17 protein-coding genes are annotated in these 19,983 nt (G+C 32.3%); 11 read left to right on the top strand and 6 right to left on the bottom strand.

What is annotated here, in order from left to right; all coding sequences use genetic code 11:
- The first annotated feature begins 254 nt into the window (after positions 1-254).
- The 6 genes from ACJAX4_RS03080 to ACJAX4_RS03055 all read left to right on the top strand — a co-directional run bounded on the left by ACJAX4_RS03080 (position 255) and on the right by ACJAX4_RS03055 (position 7,397).
- Entirely contained in the window at positions 255-3,074 is a 2,820-nt protein-coding gene (locus ACJAX4_RS03080) for a sigma 54-interacting transcriptional regulator (protein WP_435787985.1), read from the top strand.
- Positions 3,075-3,392: 318 nt separating this feature from the next.
- Positions 3,393-3,866, top strand: coding sequence for a mannose/fructose/sorbose PTS transporter subunit IIB (locus tag ACJAX4_RS03075; RefSeq protein WP_435787984.1), 474 nt, complete (start codon positions 3,393-3,395; stop codon positions 3,864-3,866).
- Between the two features lie 283 nt (positions 3,867-4,149).
- Positions 4,150-5,121, top strand: a complete 972-nt coding sequence (locus tag ACJAX4_RS03070) for a mannose/fructose/sorbose PTS transporter subunit IIA (protein WP_435787983.1) — start codon at positions 4,150-4,152, stop codon at positions 5,119-5,121.
- A gap of 36 nt (positions 5,122-5,157) precedes the next feature.
- The gene (locus ACJAX4_RS03065; RefSeq protein ID WP_435787982.1) at positions 5,158-5,964 is read left to right on the top strand and encodes a PTS mannose/fructose/sorbose transporter subunit IIC; all 807 of its coding nucleotides are present in this window, start codon (positions 5,158-5,160) and stop codon (positions 5,962-5,964) included.
- A gap of 20 nt (positions 5,965-5,984) precedes the next feature.
- The gene (locus tag ACJAX4_RS03060) at positions 5,985-6,896 is read left to right on the top strand and encodes a PTS system mannose/fructose/sorbose family transporter subunit IID (protein ID WP_435787981.1); all 912 of its coding nucleotides are present in this window, start codon (positions 5,985-5,987) and stop codon (positions 6,894-6,896) included.
- A 126-nt stretch (positions 6,897-7,022) separates the two neighbouring features.
- Complete coding sequence (locus tag ACJAX4_RS03055) at positions 7,023-7,397, top strand: DUF956 family protein (RefSeq protein WP_435787980.1); 375 nt, start codon at positions 7,023-7,025, stop codon at positions 7,395-7,397.
- 97 nt (positions 7,398-7,494) lie between these two features.
- On the opposite strand, the gene ACJAX4_RS03050 is transcribed toward ACJAX4_RS03055, so the two are convergent.
- The 6 genes from ACJAX4_RS03050 to ACJAX4_RS03025 form a co-directional block, all read right to left on the bottom strand.
- Positions 7,495-9,861, bottom strand: a complete 2,367-nt coding sequence (locus ACJAX4_RS03050; protein ID WP_435787979.1) for a GGDEF domain-containing protein — start codon at positions 9,859-9,861, stop codon at positions 7,495-7,497.
- Positions 9,862-10,009: 148 nt separating this feature from the next.
- Positions 10,010-10,186, bottom strand: a complete 177-nt coding sequence (locus ACJAX4_RS03045) for a hypothetical protein (RefSeq protein ID WP_435787978.1) — start codon at positions 10,184-10,186, stop codon at positions 10,010-10,012.
- 83 nt (positions 10,187-10,269) lie between these two features.
- Complete coding sequence (locus tag ACJAX4_RS03040; protein ID WP_435787977.1) at positions 10,270-10,950, bottom strand: fructose-6-phosphate aldolase; 681 nt, start codon at positions 10,948-10,950, stop codon at positions 10,270-10,272.
- A gap of 18 nt (positions 10,951-10,968) precedes the next feature.
- On the bottom strand, positions 10,969-11,835 hold the full coding sequence (locus ACJAX4_RS03035; RefSeq protein WP_435787976.1) for an SDR family oxidoreductase: 867 nt from the start codon (positions 11,833-11,835) through the stop codon (positions 10,969-10,971).
- A gap of 51 nt (positions 11,836-11,886) precedes the next feature.
- On the bottom strand, positions 11,887-12,711 hold the full coding sequence (locus ACJAX4_RS03030; RefSeq protein WP_435787975.1) for a [formate-C-acetyltransferase]-activating enzyme: 825 nt from the start codon (positions 12,709-12,711) through the stop codon (positions 11,887-11,889).
- 11 nt (positions 12,712-12,722) lie between these two features.
- Complete coding sequence (locus ACJAX4_RS03025; protein WP_435787974.1) at positions 12,723-15,023, bottom strand: formate C-acetyltransferase; 2,301 nt, start codon at positions 15,021-15,023, stop codon at positions 12,723-12,725.
- 158 nt (positions 15,024-15,181) lie between these two features.
- Between ACJAX4_RS03025 and ACJAX4_RS03020 the strand changes: the two genes are divergently transcribed.
- The 5 genes from ACJAX4_RS03020 (at position 15,182) to ACJAX4_RS03000 (ending at position 19,948) form a co-directional block, all read left to right on the top strand.
- Positions 15,182-15,652, top strand: coding sequence for a heme-degrading domain-containing protein (locus ACJAX4_RS03020; RefSeq protein WP_435787973.1), 471 nt, complete (start codon positions 15,182-15,184; stop codon positions 15,650-15,652).
- A gap of 12 nt (positions 15,653-15,664) precedes the next feature.
- A complete protein-coding gene (locus ACJAX4_RS03015; protein WP_435787972.1) occupies positions 15,665-16,555 on the top strand; it encodes a Cof-type HAD-IIB family hydrolase in 891 nt (296 codons plus the stop codon).
- A 32-nt stretch (positions 16,556-16,587) separates the two neighbouring features.
- Positions 16,588-17,349, top strand: a complete 762-nt coding sequence (locus ACJAX4_RS03010) for a DeoR/GlpR family DNA-binding transcription regulator (protein WP_435787971.1) — start codon at positions 16,588-16,590, stop codon at positions 17,347-17,349.
- A gap of 141 nt (positions 17,350-17,490) precedes the next feature.
- Complete coding sequence (locus ACJAX4_RS03005; RefSeq protein WP_435787970.1) at positions 17,491-19,518, top strand: BglG family transcription antiterminator; 2,028 nt, start codon at positions 17,491-17,493, stop codon at positions 19,516-19,518.
- On the top strand, positions 19,511-19,948 hold the full coding sequence (locus ACJAX4_RS03000; RefSeq protein WP_435787969.1) for a PTS sugar transporter subunit IIA: 438 nt from the start codon (positions 19,511-19,513) through the stop codon (positions 19,946-19,948). The genes ACJAX4_RS03005 and ACJAX4_RS03000 overlap by 8 nt, the downstream gene beginning before the upstream one ends.
- The last annotated feature ends 35 nt before the right edge of the window (positions 19,949-19,983 follow it).

The raw sequence follows: 19,983 nt of genomic DNA, 5'->3' as shown, positions 1-19,983 counted from the left end.
AGCTTCAATGCGCCAATGGTACTGCAAGGGTGACCTTGTGGGAGAGTAGGTTGTCGCTAGGTAATATAAAAACCGCTAAGTTTAGACTTAGCGGTTTTTATTTTCGTTAATAAAATAACATCTGTAAGTAATGAAAGGTAAAAATTTTTATTAATACACTATTGTATAGTGTATTGATAAAAGAGTATCATAGTAGATGAGTGTATTTGTTATAAATCATCCAAATCAGAAAAAAATAATTTATAATAACTGAGGTGAAAGATATAAAAAGAATTGAGAAGATACATACATATATTGTTGAACATTCTAGACAGTTCATTTTAAATGATATTAAATTAGGTATAGGGTTTAGTACAGAAGAAATAGCAAATGGGCTATCTATGATGAGGAACAATGTAAGCCTTGAGTTAAACAAGCTACTTAGAGCAGATAAGATAATAAAGATAAAAGGTAGACCGGTACTATTCTTAGATAAAGAAATTACAGAGAAACTTTTACAATATAAGTTAAACCCTGGTCCACTAGTTCTAGAAAGTATTCAAGAATTTTTTGCTGAAGAGAATACTGAAGAGGCAGAAAAAAGTCCTTTTGATAGTCTTATAGGGTATAATACCAGTCTAAGAACTCACATTGAGCAAGCTAAGGCTGCAGTACTTTATCCACCTAATGGACTTAACACACTTATAGTGGGGCCTACAGGAGTTGGGAAAACACTATTTTCTAATATGATGTATAAATATGCAATTTATGCTAGGAAATTAGATAGTAAGGCTCCATTTGTACTATTTAATTGTGCAGACTATTATAATAATCCTCAGCTTCTTTTATCGCACATATTTGGGCATGTTAAAGGTGCATTTACAGGAGCAGATGTAGAAAAAGAAGGCCTTGTAGCTAAGGCTAATGGGGGAATATTATTCCTTGATGAAATTCATAGGCTGCCTCCTGAAGGGCAAGAGATGATATTTTATTTTATAGATACAGGGACGTATAATAAACTGGGTGAAACAGAAAGAAACAGAAAATCTACAGTACTTATAATAGGAGCAACAACAGAAGATCCTGCTTCTTCACTTTTAAAAACCTTTGTTAGAAGGATTCCTATAGTTATATCACTCCCTACTTTAGAAGAAAGATCTGGTAAGGATAAATTAGATATAGTTAAATTTCTCTTAGCAAATGAAGCTCATAGAGTAAATAAACCAATAAAGGTAGAGGGAGAAGCTATAAAGGCGATTATTGGAAGTGCTTCCTATGGAAATATTGGTCAGATGAAATCCAATATACAACTAGTCTGTGCCACTGGATTTTTAAATAGCATAAATAATAAAGATTTCATTGAGATAGATTTTAAATCTTTACCACCAGATATAAAAAATGGTCTATTCTCATTGAGTAGCAAAAAAATAGAAATAGAAGAGCTATCTCAGTACTTTGACAATCAGATGGTGGTGATGCCACAGGGACATAAAGTTCTCATAGAAGAGGATTCTTCTGAGCCAACCTTCAATTTATATAAAATAATCGAAGATAAGGCCGCTATTTTAAAAGATGAGGGTGCGGATGATGAATATATAAAAAAATTTATAACAACAGATATCAATATTCATCTTAAAAGTTTTTATAAAAAGAGTAAAAATGCGGCTCAGGATAGAGGGAAAATATTGAAGTTAGTAGATGAAGATACACTTCAATTTGCAGAAGAGGTTAAAGCTCTTGTAGAAGTAGAGTTAAAAAAGAGTTTTAATGAAAGATTTCTGTATGCTTTTAGCCTTCATATCAGTGCATTTTTAAAAAGAATACAGAATGTACAAAGCCTACAATATACAAATATAAAAAATACGATTAATGACAAATCTCAAGAATTTAAAATATCGCTTAAAATAAAACAGCTTATTGAGAAAAAATATAATATCGTAGTTCCTGATATGGAAGTAATTTACTTAACATTTCTGATTAATTCAGTACAGGAAGAACAAAACAATCAAAGAGTAGCTGTAATTGTGGCTCTACATGGTAGTAGTACTGCAAGTTCTATGGTTAATGTGGCTAAAAAACTCTTAAGTGAAGGGGTTGTCGAAAGCATAGATATGCCACTTGATGTAAGCCCGCAAAGAGTACTGAATGATATAGTAGAAATGGTAAGTAAAATTGAAATGGGACGTGGAGTACTTTTACTTGTGGATATGGGATCTCTAACAAGTTTTGATTCTATTATAACTAAAAAAACAGGTGTAAGAGTTAAAACTGTTGATATGGCTTCGACACCATTAGTAATTGAGGCAGTTAGAAAGGCCAATATGCTTGATATGGATTTAGATTCCTTATATGATTCTTTAAAAGACTTTAAGGGATATAGCACTTATAGTAAAGATTCAAGAGACTTAGTGCAGCAAAAGAGTAGAGCTATAATAACCATTTGTTCCACAGGTGAAGGTACAGCAAAAAAACTCGAAGAATTAGTTAATAATATTGTAGTTAATATAACAAGAGATGAAATAATTATTATACCAATAGGCGTAATGAATATTAAAGCTGAGTTAAAGGATTTAATGAACCAATACACTATTATAGCAACAGTAGGGATTATGGACCCTAAGATAGGTGCACCATTTATATCAATAGAAAAGCTTATTGGTGGCGATGGAGAAAAACGTATAATTAACATAATTAAGAAGAATAATATACCTACAGATATAAAAGAAGAAAATATAGTGGTTAAAGAACTTTGTGAAGACAGCTTAAATGAGTTTTTAACGTTTTTAAATCCATATAAGATCATTAGTGTATTAATGGATTTTATAAGTGTATTAGAAAAAGAAATGTGTAAGGATTTTAGCAACCCATTTAAGATCAAATTAATGATTCATACGGCTTGTGCTTTAGAGAGAATGGTTATAAAGGAAACATTTATCTATAGTGGAGGTAAGAGTGAGGTGGATGGTACGGTTTTGAAATATGTAGAGAAAGCTACTTTCAGGTTTAAAGAAGTACTTAATATTAGCCTGACAGAGGACGAAATATATTATATTTGCGATATTTTTACAGATCAATACAAGGAACTTGAGGAATAATGCGGATTATTGTGAAGTAATCCTATTCATCCTTCAATATTAGACAATATATTGATACACTTCTCTTTTTATACACTTTTTTCATCAGTGAAAATTAAAATTAGTATTGAAACTATAGAACAAGTGTATCAATATAGAAAAATATTAATAATTAAAAAGAAATAAAACTTCAGTGGGAGTATAAATATCCTTATGAAGTAGTTAATATGCAGCGACCTAGCAGATGATTTAATATATCAATACACTGTTTTGGCACGACAATTGCTATATATTAAGTGTGGCAACTTAGGTGAAATTGCAGATGAGGAGGATTGTTCATTGAATATAGTGTTAGCAAGAATTGATGACAGATTAATACATGGTCAAGTAGCAACGATTTGGTCGAAACACACAAAATGTCAAAGAATACTTGTATGTAATGATGATGTAAAAAAGGACTTAATTAGAAAGACACTTTTAGAGCAAGTTGCACCTCCAGGAATTAAATCAAATGTTGTAGGAATTGATGAAGCAATAAGAGCATATTTTAATCCAAAACACCAAGACGATAGAGTGCTATTTCTATTCACTAATCCAACTGATGTTCTAAGAATGGTTGAGGGTGGAGTAGCCATAAAGAGTGTAAATATTGGTGGTATGTCATTTAAAGAAGGAAAGAAACAAATAACTCATGTAGTATCGGTAGATGATACAGATATTGAAGCTTTCAAAAAATTAAGTGAAAAGGGCATTGAACTAGAAATAAGAAAAATTTCTTCTGATTCAAAAATAGATTTAATGACAAGACTATAAAAGGCACTATATTGTGATATAAACATTTTATTATAGTTTGCGTGTGTTTTTGGACGATAATTGCCTATATAAATTAAAAGGGCTTTAGTTGTAATCGCTGTCATTGCTTATCATGTGCTATAAAAAATATTAAAACAAGAATCTACAACTGGAGTTAAATCCAGTGCTATTACAATTCGTAAATTAATTGAAATATATCATAATTATTAATTTTGGTTACAGGTTTTTCAAAACTTTTACATAAATTTTACTGTAGCAAATAAAAAAATAGGGGGTATAAAATATGGTAGGAATTATTCTTGCTAGTCACGGAGAATTTGCTAAAGGCATCTTGCAATCTGGTGCGATGATTTTCGGAGAACAAGAAAACGTGCAAGCTGTTACGTTGATGCCTAGTGAAGGCCCTGATGATCTTAAAGCAAAAATGAAAGACGCAATTGCATCCTTTGACAACCAAGATGAGGTTTTACTCTTAGTTGATCTTTGGGGCGGTACACCATTCAACCAAGCGAATAGTCTATTTGAAGAACATAAGGATAAATGGGCAATTGTAGCTGGTATGAATCTACCAATGGTAATTGAAGCTTATGCTTCACGTTCTTCTATGGAATCCGCACAGGAAATTGCGGCTTATATCTTAAAACCAGCTAAAGAAGGGGTTAAAGTTAAGCCAGAAGAATTAGAACCAGAAGATATTGGTAACTCTTCTAAAGCGACCGGTGCGAGTGCAGGTAAACCTGGATCATTCGAATATGTTTTAGCTCGTATTGACTCTCGTCTGCTTCATGGACAAATAGCGACTGCTTGGTCAAAAGATGTGCTACCTACAAGAATTATTGTCGTATCAGATGCAGTAGCTAAAGATGAGCTTCGTAGTAAACTTATCACGCAAGCTGCTCCTCCAGGGGTTAAAGCTCATGTTATTCCAGTTAATCAAATGATTAAACTGGCAAAAAATGATAAATCTTTTGGCGGACAACGTGCATTGCTTCTTTTTGAAAATCCAGAAGATGTACTTAGAGCAGTAGAAGGTGGAGTACCACTTAAGACAATTAATGTTGGCTCTATGGCCCATTCTCTGGGTAAAGTTCAAACAAACAAAGTACTTGCCTTTAGTCAAGAAAATATTGATACCTTTGGTAAACTTAAACAAGCTGGACTTACTTTTGATGTTCGTAAAGTTCCAAATGATTCAAAAGGAAATATGGACGAAATACTTAAAAAAGCCCAAGAGGAATTAAATAGACTAAAATAATTTAACTATTTAAATGGAAAAGGAGGATTAATAACCATGGATTTAAATATTATACAAATAATATTAGTCATTATCGTAGCATTTCTTGCTGGTATGGAAGGTATCTTGGATCAATTTCAATTCCACCAACCAGTAATTGCTTGTACGTTAATTGGCTTAGTTACAGGTAACTTATTACCAGCCTTAATATTAGGTGGTACTCTTCAAATGATTGCTTTAGGTTGGGCAAATATCGGTGCTGCCGTAGCACCTGATGCAGCGCTTGCATCTGTTGCATCAGCAATTATTCTAGTTCTTGGTGGACAAGGAACAGCAGGAGTTCCTGCAGCTATCGCTATTGCAGTTCCGCTAGCAGTTGCAGGGTTATTATTAACAATTATTGTTCGTACGCTTGCTACTGTGATTGTACATTTCATGGATGCAGCTGCTGAACAAGGAGATTTCAAAAAAATTGAAATGTGGCAAATTATTGCTATTTGTATGCAGGGTGTACGTATAGCAATTCCAGCAGGTTTAATTTTAGCAATTGGTGCTGGTCCGATTCGTGATTTACTTGAAGCTATGCCTACTTGGTTAACAGGTGGACTCGCAATCGGTGGTGGAATGGTCGTAGCTGTAGGTTATGCAATGGTAATCAACATGATGGCTACAAAAGAAGTATGGCCATTCTTTGCAATCGGTTTTGTATTAGCAACAATTACTCAAATTACACTTATTGGACTAGGTACAATCGGTGTGTGCGTGGCACTTATTTACTTAGCGCTTACTAAACAAGGTGGCTCAGGTAATGGTGGAAGTTCAAATATGGGTGATCCATTAGGCGATATTATTGACACTTACTAAGAAAGGGGGAGAACACGAAAATGGCAAATAAAATAAAACTAACGAGAAAAGATCGTATTTCTGTTTGGTTCCGTTCATTTTTTCTTCAAGGTTCTTGGAACTATGAAAGAATGCAAAACGGTGGTTGGGCATACTCATTAATACCAGCAATCAAAAAATTATATAAGACTAAAGAAGATCGTAAAGCTGCACTTAAACGTCACTTGGAGTTCTTTAACACTCATCCATATGTGGCTTCACCAGTTATTGGTGTAACATTAGCATTAGAAGAAGACCGTGCAAATGGTTTGCCAATCGATGACATAACTATTCAAGGTGTTAAAGTTGGTATGATGGGCCCTTTAGCGGGCGTAGGAGATCCAGTTTTCTGGTTTACTGTTAGACCAATTTTAGGGGCATTAGCTGGTGCACTTGCTATAAGTGGTAACATACTTGGACCAATTATCTTTTTCTTCGCTTGGAATATCATCCGTATGTCATTTATGTGGTATACACAAGAGTTTGGTTACAAAGCGGGCTCTCGTATTACCGAAGATGTATCAGGTGGTTTACTACAAGATATTACAAAAGGAGCATCCATCCTTGGTATGTTCATTTTAGGAGCATTAGTTAACAGGTGGGTATCTGTTGTATTTACACCGATAGTATCTACTGTTAAGTTAGCAGAAGGTGCCTTCATCGAATGGAGCAAACTTCCTGCTGGGGCGGACGGTATTAAAGAAGCTCTATTGCAACAATCAGGTGGTTTGTCATTAACTGCTGAAAAGGTTACTACACTTCAAAACAACTTGGATTCATTAATTCCTGGACTTGCAGGATTATTACTTACATTATTTTGTATGTGGTTGCTTAAGAAGAAAGTATCTCCAATTGCAATTATTTTTGGATTGTTCGCAATCGGAATTATTTTCCACTTAATCGGTTTAATGTAATATTTTTAAATAAACCTGGGCTTTTGGGCCTGGGTTTTTTTTATTACCTTCTATGTAAATGTTTAATTTTAAGAATGTATATTATATACTATAGTAACAAGTATAAATAGAAAAGAGGTAGATCATATGGTTCAATCACTGAATACAAAGGTGGATCTAGTAATTGATGCAACTGCTTTTACAGGTTTTGCAGATTATGGGAAAATAATGATCGGAGACAAAGGTTTTGAGTTTTATAATTCTCGTGATTCTCATAAATTTATTCAAATTCCGTGGGAAGAGGTTGACAGTGTCATTGCGTCCATATTGCTAAAAGGAAAGTGGATTCCACGATATGCGATCAAAACTAAGAAAAATGGCACCTATACTTTTTCTTCCAAAGAACCAAAGAAAGTACTTCGAGCTATTCGAGAATATGTTGATCCAGCTCATATGGTTAATTCGCTAAGTTTTTTTGATATGGTTAAAAGAGGGGTGCAAACGAGATTTAAGAAGAAGTAAGCATTTACTTAAGAAATGCTATGTTAGACAATATTGAGGATAAAATTGGCTTGTCTTAAAATAGACAAGCCAATAAATTATTACTCAAGAACTATTATTAAGTATCAGTGTTTAAAGTATGTACGCTTTGCAACGTGCCACGTGCCAAATGGATGGCACCCTTTTTTTGATTGTAAAGTTCCTTGTCCGCACCTTGAATTAATTGGTCAAAGCTAAGTTTTGCGGTAGGAGTATAAACTGAAAATCCTAAACTAATAGATAACTTATATGGTTTTTTAGAAATGGAATTATATTTATCAAAATTATATTTAATATTGTTTGAAATTTTATTAATTTCATCTTTAGTGGACTTATTTGCTGCAATTATTAAAAATTCATCTCCACCAATACGAGCTACTATATCATCTGGTCCAAAGGACTCCTTAATTATAAGTGCTGCCGTTAAAATAGCGCCGTCACCTTCTTTATGACCATAAGTATCATTGATTATCTTTAATCCATCCAGGTCGCCAAAACACATAACAGCTTTACCACCAGTTATAGAAGCTGACTTATAAAGACTTCCACCGTGCATATAAAATCCTCTTCTATTGAAGATACCTGTTAATTCATCAATTACATAATTGTTTCTTAATTCACCATTCCTTTTTTCCAGTTCTATAACAGCTAAATTCAATTGTTCTTCAGCTTTTATGCGCTCATTAAATAACATTTGAATCTTTAGTGTATTACTAATCTGCGCTCTAAAGGTTTCATAAACAAATTCATCAAATGCATTCATGTCAAAGGCAATATATCCGAAATAGTATTTACCTGTAACTAGTGGAAAGAATATTAGCTCATTTCTTTTTCCCTTATACATAAACTGGTCAGGTAGTATGTCTTGTGTATCTAAACACTGAGTTTTAGCAAGGAGGCCTTCATTGTATCCTAAAATTAAATTAACCTTAGCTGGTAATTTAAAATTTTTATTAAACAAAGTAGTCACAGGATTATCATAAATGCATAAATAGCATTGTTTAATTTCGTACCAGGACATAGCAGATATAATAACTTTAGTTAATTCCTCAAGATTTGCTATAGTATTAAAATCGCTCATTATATCGCGTGTTCCTATATACATTCTTTTGAAATTAAAATGTTTTATGGATTCTCTTTTATTAAAAATATCACCTATTAAAATGCTAGCCAAATAAAAGATTTGTTCGGCTACTCTTAAAACCTCATGATGTTTTATAACAGTAAGCGTGAAGTTACGAACAGCATAAAGTGTCTCATTCCATGGATAATTGTGTTTCTTTATAGTATATGAATCAAATAGAACATCTTTAAACTCCTCTAAAAAATCCCCATCTATTTTTTTAGCTTTTATATCTTTCATAAATGCATTTGATAAATCAATAATTTTTGTTGTGTTGTCTAACATCTGAGTTGTAGGTATTGAGAGCTCAGTTAGTATTAAATTGACGAGGGAAGATTGCTTTTTAGTTAAGTGATTTTCAAGATCAATGCATTCACTATTATAAAAAGTATCTGTACTTAAACTAGAGGATAGTGTGAAGGGGGGCTTATTTTTTATAATATTGTAGCAACCACAGGATTCGCGTATTATTAACTTGCCGTTTAAAGAAGTACACTCTGGTACCGACTCACCATCTAAAATGGTGTCTATGTATTTGGCCGCAAGGGATGCCATTTCAAAAATAGGCTGCTCAATAGTAGTAAAAGAAGGAGAGAAGGATTTTACAGATTCAATATTATCGAACCCAGTTAATGCTATATCTCTTCCTACTTCAATTTCCATTTTTTTTAAACGATAAAACACTTCGATTGCCATTTCATCATTTGAAACCGCAATAACCTGTGGGCGTTTATTCCTATTTATCATAAGCTCATCTATAGCTCTAACTGCTGATAATTCATGAAAATCTCCTTCAACAATAAGCGCACTATCAATAGGTATGTTATGTTCTTTTAAAGCATCTTTGTATCCATCTAACCTCATAACTGATTCAGCATTTAAAGAAGTACCTGTTATAAATGCTATTTCAGTATAATTATGATGTTCAATTAAATGATTAACCATTAGATGCATACATTCTCTGTTATCAAAAATTATGCTAGGAATATCATTAATATCGATTCCAATACTAACAATAGGTATAGTTCTAAAGGGTTCTAAAAATTCATTAAATTTATCAATTCCAATATAATTAAGCAATAATCCTGGGCATATAATTAATCCATCCAGTTTATCCGTGTTAACTAAATCGTAAATAACATTCTGACTTGCTTCATCTCTATTAGGAGAATTAAGAGCTGCACCCGCAAAAAAAAGCACATCAAAATCTCTTTCTTCAGCAACTTTTTTTATTCCCTCACAAAGAGGTGTCTGGTAGAAACCATCAAAAGAATTAATTAAAACGCCTATTATTTTTCTTCTATTTTGGAATAAAGTATTCATCCTACATAGCCCCCATATGAATTCAAATAATTTGAAAATTATATTAATTTTATCACAAAATGCTACTTTATGGCAAGTGAATATAACAATTATTAACAATTAATAAAAAAACTAACCTGTATTTCTACAAGTTAGTTTTTTTAATAGATTATTTTTTCTTGCGACCTATAAGTAATAAACCAGCAGCAATCATTATCAGCACAAAAGATATATTATCAATAAATTTCCTGCTTATATCAAAATTAAAAATTGATTGTGCAATACCGAAGGATATAAATACGAAAGCTATTGCTAGTACAAAGATTTGATTTCGTCGTAATTTCATTCTCAACCACCCCACTATTGCAACTATATACTTATTATATCATATACATATTGCGACTAATATGTATATGATATAATAAAGTACTATTTTACATCTAAGGTTGTTTTCCCTATGCCATATACACTTTCCCAGTCATTTACAAATTGGTTAATGCTCCAGTCAGTAAGAGGATGAGCTAGCATTGCATCTAATATCTCTGGATTTACAGTTACAGAGTGCCCGCCTACAAGAGCAACATTGTGGACTTGCTGAACGTTTTTAAAAGAAGCAGCTAAGACTTTAGCATCTATACCATATTGCTCAAATAATTGAACTATTTGAGCCACAACCGAGACCCCATCACCACTAATATTATCTATTCTATTAACATAAGGAGCAACAAAGGAAGCTCCAGCCACAGCTGCCATAAGAGCTTGCTGAGCAGTGAAAATTGCAGTAGCGGTCGTTTTTATACCTTTTTGTTTAAGTATTTTCATTGCTTTTATTCCTTCAGGTATAACTGGAATCTTAATATAAAGATTTCCTCCGATTGTGCTATTTAAATACTCAGCTTCTTCCACCATTTTTTCAGCAGTTAAACTAACAGCTTGAACATGAAGCATTGACTCATTACCTATAATTTTTCTGATCCCCTTTAAAATATCTAAAAAGCTTTTATTTTCTTTGGAAATGATTGTTGGATTAGTAGTAACACCAGCCATAGGGTACAAGTTGTAAGCTCTTTCTATAGCCTCTAAATTAGCGGTATCAATTATATATAACATAATTATATCTCCCTTATTTTATAATTTTATTTTAAATTCTTTTAAGCATTTTTTAATTCCATCTGTTGACTCTGAAAACTCTAGACCATAGCTTTTAATTTTATCAGTACATAATCTTATATCTCTAGTATGTTCTTTATATTTTTCTAAGTCGGCCTCTAGTAGTTCATTTATTCTATGTTCTAATCCAACTTCTTTAAATATTAAAGAGCATATATCATAGCGGCTTAAACTATTATGACTTCCTACATGGTAGGTACCATAAGGAATTTCAAATATCATTGGAAATTGGTCTATAACTTCATGAACATAAGTTAGGCCTCTATACTCGTTTGTTGTAACCAATGCTTTTTTGCCCTGTAAAATATCAGTCAAGGTGCCCCAAAGTATATTAGGGGACATACCACAATTTCGCTCCGGAACACCGAAAAGCCAAGTAAATCTTACAATCCAAAGCTCATCTAACACTTCTTTTAATAAGTCTTCAGCTTCAAGTTTGTTTTTACCATACATTGTATCAGGACAAGGAGTAGATTCTTCTGTATATGGGCCGCTTTCAATATTGCCATTAAAAACCTGCTCAGTGCTAAGAAATATCATTTTCGAATGTACTTTCTTGCAAGCCTTAGCAACATTTATTGCTCCGGTAACATTAATTTTGTATGCAAGGTCTGGATTTTTGTCACAAAATTCCGTACTTGCTTTGGCTGCTGCATGAATAACATAGTCAGGATTAAAGTTTTTCAAAATTTCATTTACTTTTTTTTCATCAGTAATATCAAGTAAGGATGAACTTGCTGAGAGAATTTCATATGTGTTTTTATATTTTTCAGTAAATCGAGTACAAAAAAAACCAGTTCCACCTGTTAATAATATTTTTTTCATTTTAACACCTCATCTTATATTTTAATTAACTAATAGGTAACTAATATATAATTACAAACCACCAATAACCACTTTAAGACCATTATTTCTCATTTCATCTGCTATCATTTCTACGATCTGAGGAGTTGGAGGGTCTATATCTTTAAGCTTGTAATCTACATTTAACAATTTATATTTATTGCTTCCATACTGATGAAAAGGAAGAATGTGAATTTCTTCAAGGTTTAAACTTTTAACAAAGATAATTATCTCTTTTATATTTTCATCATCTGTGGTATACCCTGGTATTAGTGGAACTCTAGGTATAACCTTTTTATGCATTTCAGTTAAGATTTTAATATTGTTTTTTATTAGATTAATATCTGCTCCAAGTATTAGTTTAGAGTTTTCTTTATTCATTATTTTAAGATCAAATAATATTAAATCACAATAAGCTGCTAGTTTAATAAGGCTTTGTGTATTCCCTTGACCACTAGTTTCGATTGCAGTATTTATACCTAAACTTTTCAGCTGCTTAAGGAGTTCTGTTGCAAAGGCGCTCTGAGATAAAACTTCTCCACCTGAAAGGGTCACCCCGCCACTCGATGTACGGTAGAAAACCATATCCTTTTGAACTTCTGTAACAACATCTTCTACGGTCATATACGTGCCAAACTGCGTAATTGCACCTGTTGGGCATTCATCTACATCAAAAGTGCAGTGCTTGCAATGGATACATTTACTTTTCATTTTCACTGTTTGAGGTTCAAAGCTTTGAGATTCGGGGTTGCTACACCAAGGACATTTCATAGGACATCCCTTAAAAAATACAATCGTTCTAATTCCATCGCCATCATGCAAGGAATATCTTTGAATATTTAATATTAATGCTTTCACCTAATCACTTCCTATAAATTATGTTCAGTTCTTTTAATGATATCATCTTGGATTTCACGGCTTAGCTCTATAAAAAAAGCACTGTAACCTGCTACTCTTATAACTAGGCCCTTATAATCGTTTGGACTAGCCTGAGCACTTTTTAGTGTTTCAACTGAAACTACATTGAATTGTATATGCTGTATTTTAAGTTTCATAAAACCATATAGAAAATCACATAATTTATGAATTCCCTCATCTCCCTCTAGGGTTTTAGGACTAAACTTAACATTTAAAAGGCTGCCATTGGTTGTTAAGTAGTTATCTAATTTGCTTACGCTTTTTAGCACAGCAGTAGGACCAAGAACATCTCGACCTACCATAGGAGACAAGCCACCATCTGCAAGTTGTTCACCAGACTTACGCCCATCAGGGGTAGCACCCACCGATTTTCCAAGGGGAATATGAGCTGATACTGTATAAGACCCGGGGGTAAAGGTACCACCTCTAGGAGTCGCATGCTTTTCCACAGCTTTTGAGTAATATCTAAGAATATCTGAACTAAGATTATCTACTTCATCATTGTCATTTCCAAATTTATCATACTTATTAATAAGGCGAACTCTAAGTTTTTCATGCTCTACGCCCTCAAAATTACAATCTAAAGCTTTGATTAGACCACTTAAAGAAATTCTTTTTTCTTCAAAGACAATCTTTTTTAAAGCATAAAGTGAATCACTTAAATTTGCTATGCCAATACCTTGAACACCGGAAAAATTATATTTTGCACCACCATAAGTTATATCCTTTCCAGTCTCTAGACAATTATCAATGAAACATGAAAGAAGTGGAACAGGTGCAAAATCTTTATGGGATGTATCTACAATATTTGAGCCAATTACCATAAGTCCCACATACTTATCGATTTTTTGTTTTATGTTTTCAATTATTTCATCGAATGTTATAGCCTCATTGTTTCCACTTTCCTTTAATGAAATTTCCATTATCTTCAACAAATTGAAAAGTGCAATATCATGTAGTCCATAAGTTTTTCCAGGAAGTGAAAGTTCAACGCAGCCAACTACAGAATAGTCTCTTGCATCCTCTAAACTGACACCTCTGTTTAAAAATCCGGGCACTATTACTTCATCGTTAAAAATTTGAGGTATTCCTGTACCAAGGCGCACAGTTTTAGCAGTTTTCTTTAAGAAACCTGGCTCTATAAGTTCATTTACACGTACACCTAAATTTGGTTGGGGAAGCCTAATATCTTGATAGGTATCTAGAGCGAGATAAGATAGCGCGTTAACTGCAGAGCGACCACTTTCTGTAAGCCCTCCAAGGGTTATAGTATATCCAGTTGGGAAACCAGCGAAGTATCTTGCACTATTGCTACTTCTAATTAAAACTACGTCATTGGTTTTAATCCATAAACAAGTTAATATTTCCCTTAAACTTTCAGGAGATATTCCGCTTTTAAGGTCATTTTCATAAAAGGGATACATATACTTATCAAAACCACCCAGTGACAAGGAACTAGCATTGGATTCGTATTGTAGTATCACACATAAATACCATAATAGTTGACAGGCTTCATAGAAATTAGAAGGCTTTTCTACGGAAACTTTTGTTGCAATCCTAGCAATCTCAAGCAACTCAGCCTGTCGTCTTTTATTTAGCTCCACCTTAGCACTTGATTTTGCTAAAGCTGCATATCTTAAAATATGTGATGTCGATGCTTCAAGAGTTATTGTGGAAGCTTTATAGAAATCATTGTGAGGGTTCTTTTCAGATAAGACTAAGGCGTCACGCGTTATCTGACCCAGACCTTGATTTAATAATTTCTCGAAGTTTGGAATTATATGTCCTTGACCTTTATCAGTTTGATTGAGTTTAAAAATATCTAAGTCCATAGGAACGCGAACTTCAGGTGTAAGCTTTTTATTTATAAAGTCCTTTAAGGATCTACCAGACCAGAAGGGATAAAGTACTTCTCTATAAACCCTCTTATCTTCCTCGGATATAAAAAACTTATCTTGTTGTCTATGATCGATTGTTTCAAGTTCATCATTAATCCAGTAGGGGTCCATTTCAGGAGAAATAATTCCGCTCCTAGGCTTTGGTGTTCTATTACCAATTATAAGTTCTTCATCTCTTATAGAAATTTTGGCATTACCTAGTATATGAGCGGTTGCTTTTGCCCGCCTAATAATTGATGGTTCGCCTTCAGTCCTTTTGTAGCTTTCTGTATATAGAAGAGCTCTTTCAAGAGACACCTCTCTTTTGTTTTCAAAGAGAGCACTTTTAAGTAATTGAATTCTATCAAATGTCAAAGTGACTACCTCCTTTTTAAATAATATACAAGTTCTTATCGTTTGTTATCATTGTTTATTGTTTTGTCTTATTGTATAATGAAAATGGAGAAAATTCAATACTTAAATAATAAATTTTATAAAAATTATAATAATAAAGATATGAGGAGAGAAGCAATATGGAAGATTATGAAAAAATGCTAAAAGAGCTAAAGGTACACGAGGAGCTGCTACAATTCACAGAATTTACAAATGAAACAGCACTAAAAATTGGTATGAAGATGATTGAAAAAGCAAAAAAAGAAAATTACGCAATAGTAATTGATATTACAAGAAGTGGTCATCAATTATTTCATTATGCTTTTGAGGGAACATCGCCTGATAATGATGCTTGGATTATTAGAAAAAACAGAGTAGTTAATAGGTTTCATACTAGTTCATTATGCATAGGAACAAAACTTAAACTCATAGAAAAAACAATTGAAGAAAAGTACTTTGTTTCATCGGATGAATATTCTCCCCATGGAGGTGCATTTCCAATAATAATTAAAAATGTTGGGGTAGTAGGTACGATTTCTTCTTCTGGAATAGATCAAATAACAGAACATAATTTAATTGTAGGGGTTTTAAAAGAATTTTTGCAACAATAGGGGGTAGTTCACTTGTATAAGTTACTAGTGTTAGATATGGACGGAACGCTTTTAAATGAAAATCAGAAAATTTCTAAACAAAATATATTAGCAATTCAAAAGGCAAAACAGCTTGGAGTTAAAATTGTAATTGCTTCGGGACGTACAATTCAGGGTATAGAAAATTATTTGGAAGAATTGAACTTAATAAGTAATGATGAATATTGCGTGGTGTGCAGTGGGGCAATAGTTATGAATAATACAAAAAATAAAATTATTCAATCAAATCATCTTAATCACGAAGAAATTGCATATGTGTTTAATTTAGTGAAACAGCTTGATATAGATTTAAATATGTACTCTAATGAAAGTATTTTAATACACTCTAACAATTATTTTAGTAGAATAGATTCTATTGCAAATAATTTACCTTTGCAAATTATGAATTTTGAATCTCTAAACAAAGACACTTTAATATCAAAGATTATGCTGATAAATGAGGATTTAAGTATAGCAGAAGAATTGGGAGGATTATTTCCAAGTATTATAATAGAAGATACTAGTATTGGGTCTAAAGAAGGCTATAATAAAAATTTATTCAAGGATATTTCTAAACTACCAATTGAATTTTTAGAAAAATTTACTGTTTCTAAAGTAACACCGTTTAATGTGGAAGTTATGAAGAAGAGTGTAAATAAAAGATCAGGCATAGAAAAACTTGCGGAGGAATTAGGAATAAAGTCTCATGAAATCATTTGTATTGGAGATTCAGGAAATGATAGACAAATGATTGAGTATGCTGGGCTTGGGGTGGCAATGGAAAATGCATTTCCAGAAATTAAAGAAATTGCAGATTATGTTACTTTATCAAATGAGGAAAATGGTGTTGCTCATGTAATAGATAAGTTTATACTAAATGATTAAAAAATCATTATATAGGGTAAGGTGGTTATATTTTGTTTGCTGAGGAAAGAGTGGAAAAGATTATTGGGTTACTTAATGAAAATTCAAAGGTAGTGGTAAAGGAGCTTAGCAAAAGGTTCAAAGTAACAGAGGACTGTATAAGAAAAGATTTAAAAGCTTTAGAAAAGCGAGGGATTCTTCAAAGAACGTATGGGGGAGGCGTATTAAATAGGAAGGCTGCTCCGCATTATGATATTTCAATTAGAAAGAATACTAATTTAGAGGGTAAATTAAAAATTGTAGAAAAGGCTTTTGAACTTATAAAGTCAGGAGAAACTATTTTTTTAGATATATCATCCACAAATATATTAATTGCAGAGAAAATTGCAAGAGGCAATAAAAAACTCATAGTTATAACTAATATGATAGATATTATTAGATGTTTTTCAAATTGTGAACATGTAGATGTAATAGCTACTGGTGGAGTATATAATAAAGAATTAAATGGATTTGTAGGGTCCACGACTATAGAAATTATATTAAGGCACAAGGTTAATAGGGCATTTATAGGCAGTTGTGGTTTGAATATGTTTGATAAAAGTGTTACAACTTTTGATATGGAGGATGGTAATACAAAAAAAGCTATTATTCACTCTGGAAAAAAAGTTTATTTAGTTATGGAAAGTAGGAAGTTTCAATATGATGGAACTTATAAATTTGCGAATATTTATGATGTAGATGCGATTGTTGTAGATGAAATGCCAGATGAAGAGATCTGTAGGGAACTTGAAGAAAACAATGTACAACTGATCTAAAATTGAAGTAAATTAATATATATAATTTCCGCATCATTGTGGAAGAAAAAGTGCATATTACTATATAGATTGAAGTTTAATTAAATGATATGATAAACATAGAACAAATAGTAAAACGATTACAAAGCGTTTTTGGGAGTGATGAAAATTAAAGGTAAGGAAGATGTCAAAAAACAAATTCTTTTATTGTTAGCCCAGAATAAAGAGCCTGTAACTGTAGCAAATTTAGCAGAGAAAATTTCTATGTCGGGGAAGAGTGTTAGAAATTATCTTAAAATACTGAAAGAAGAATTAAAAGATAATGATATGTCACTTGTAATTAAACCTAATTTAGGTGTATATCTAGATGTTTCGAATGAAGCAAGAACTTTATTACGAAATGATATTATGCTTAAAAATGTAAGTGAAGAAGAATTTTCACCACAATACAGACAAAGTTACATATTAAGAACATTACTAAAAAGCAAGTATACTTATACGCTTCAGCTTCTTGCAGAGGATTTGTATTGTAGTAAGAGTACCATAGTAAATGATCTTACCTATACTCAGAATTGGTTAGAGGAAAGAGGGCTTCATTTGAGACGAAAACAGAATCAAGGTCTTTGGATTGAAGGAAATGAAAATGAGTATAGACGAGCAATGATGGATTTATTTTCAGAAAGCAAGATAAATAAAGATGTTATTCTAGAAAATGAATCGGATAAGTTGGATTATAGAGTTGATATTGTTAACTACAAAAAAATAAGACTTATGTTTCCTCGTATTGATTTATATAAAATACAGGAAATTATTCTTCAAGCAGAAGAAAAACTTCAATATTATTTTACTGACCAAGCCTTTATAAATTTGATAATTCATATAGCTATTGCAATAGAAAGAGTAAAAAACGAAAAAGAAATAAAAATGGTGGAAGAATTCTTTAAGTCTTTAACAGGAAAATATGAATTGCAAGTAGCCGATTGGGTTGTAGAAAGATTAAGTGAGACCTTTCATTTAACTTTTTCGCAAGATGAAATAGGTTATATAGCATTACACATGTTAGGTGCGAAAATTCAAGAAGACTTAGATCCAAATAATTGTGATATTTTATTAGATACGCAAAATGAAGAATATGTAGATACAGCAAAAGAAATAGTATGTCTTGCAGGTGATGTGCTAGAGGTTGATTTATCGAAAGATAAATTACTACTCACAGCATTGGTGTTACACTTAAGACCTACAACGGTTCGTCTAAAGTATGGACTGAAATTAAGAAACCCCATATTGGATACCATAAAGAATGAATATACAAGCATCTTTGGCGCTGCATGGGCGTGTAGCAGTATTTTTGAGAAGAAACTAGGCATTTCCATAAATGAAGATGAGGTTGGATACATTGCAATGCATCTTGCGGTGGGAGTTTCAAGGTTAAGTAAAAGAATAAAAGCCATAGTTGTATGTTCAAGTGGCGTAGGAACTTCACAATTAATATCTATTAAACTAGAAAAAAGATTTCATGAAATAGACATTATTGCAGTGATTCCACTGTATTCACTTAAGAAAGAAATTATTAGCAAGGCAGATATTATTATATCAACTATACCAGGAGTGCTTAATAGCCCAAAATTTGTTTATGTGAGCGCAATGCTAGGAGTAGCTGATGTATTAAAAATACAAAATGCACTTGAAAGATTAGATTCAAGAAGTAATAGAGAAGTCTATGACGAAAAAAATCCTGGAAGTAGTATAACTGGTGTGCTAGATGAGAAATTATGTTTTATGGATGACCAAAGGCATAACCTCACAGATATAATTAATCACTATGGTAAAATTATGGAAGAAAAAGGATACGTTAAAAATGGATTTTGTGAAAATGCACTAGAAAGAGAAAATAAATCATCTACTGTAATCGGGAAAGGAATTGCAATACCGCATTCATCTCAGGAGTTTGTGGAAAAATCAAAAATATGTATTGTTAGATTGAAAGATGCTATTATTTTGGATGATGAAAAGGTAAAACTTGTTATCATATTGGCTCTTAAGTTCATTGACTATACTTTTACAAAAGAATTTTATAGAAAATTCTATTCTATATTAGATAATGAAAAGTTAATAGATAAAATCATGGAATCAAATGATAAATTGCAAGTGCTAGATATATTTTTGAATGGAGGAATTAAAAATGAATAACTTAATTACAAAACAAATGATATTAATGGACCTAGATGCTGAAAATAAAAATGATGCTATTGAAAAACTGGCTAGAATTATTGAAGGCCAAGATAGACTTATTGATTATAATGGTTTTTTAGCACAAGTAAATGAAAGAGAAGAGACGTTCCCAACAAGTATAGGTTTTAATTTTGCAATACCTCATGGAAAATGCGAGTCAGTGAAGACAGCAGCATTGGCCTTTGCGAGACTTAAAAATGAAGTTAAGTGGAGTGAAGACGAGAGTGCAAAGTATATTTTCTTAATTGCGGTTTCAGACAAAGAGGCAGGAGACCAGCATTTAAAAATTCTAGCAAAGTTGTCACGAAAGATTATGAGTGAAGAGTTTAGAGAAAAACTTGAAAATGCTAAAAGTGTTGATGAGATATTAGAGATTTTAGATATATAGGAGATTAAAATAAAATTTAGTAAAGAGGGGGAAAT

The sequence above is a fragment of the Clostridium sp. genome, from assembly GCF_051278035.1.
Taxonomy (GTDB): Bacteria; Bacillota; Clostridia; order Clostridiales; family Clostridiaceae; genus Clostridium_AD.
This window is presented reverse-complemented; position numbering and strand designations above follow the sequence as displayed.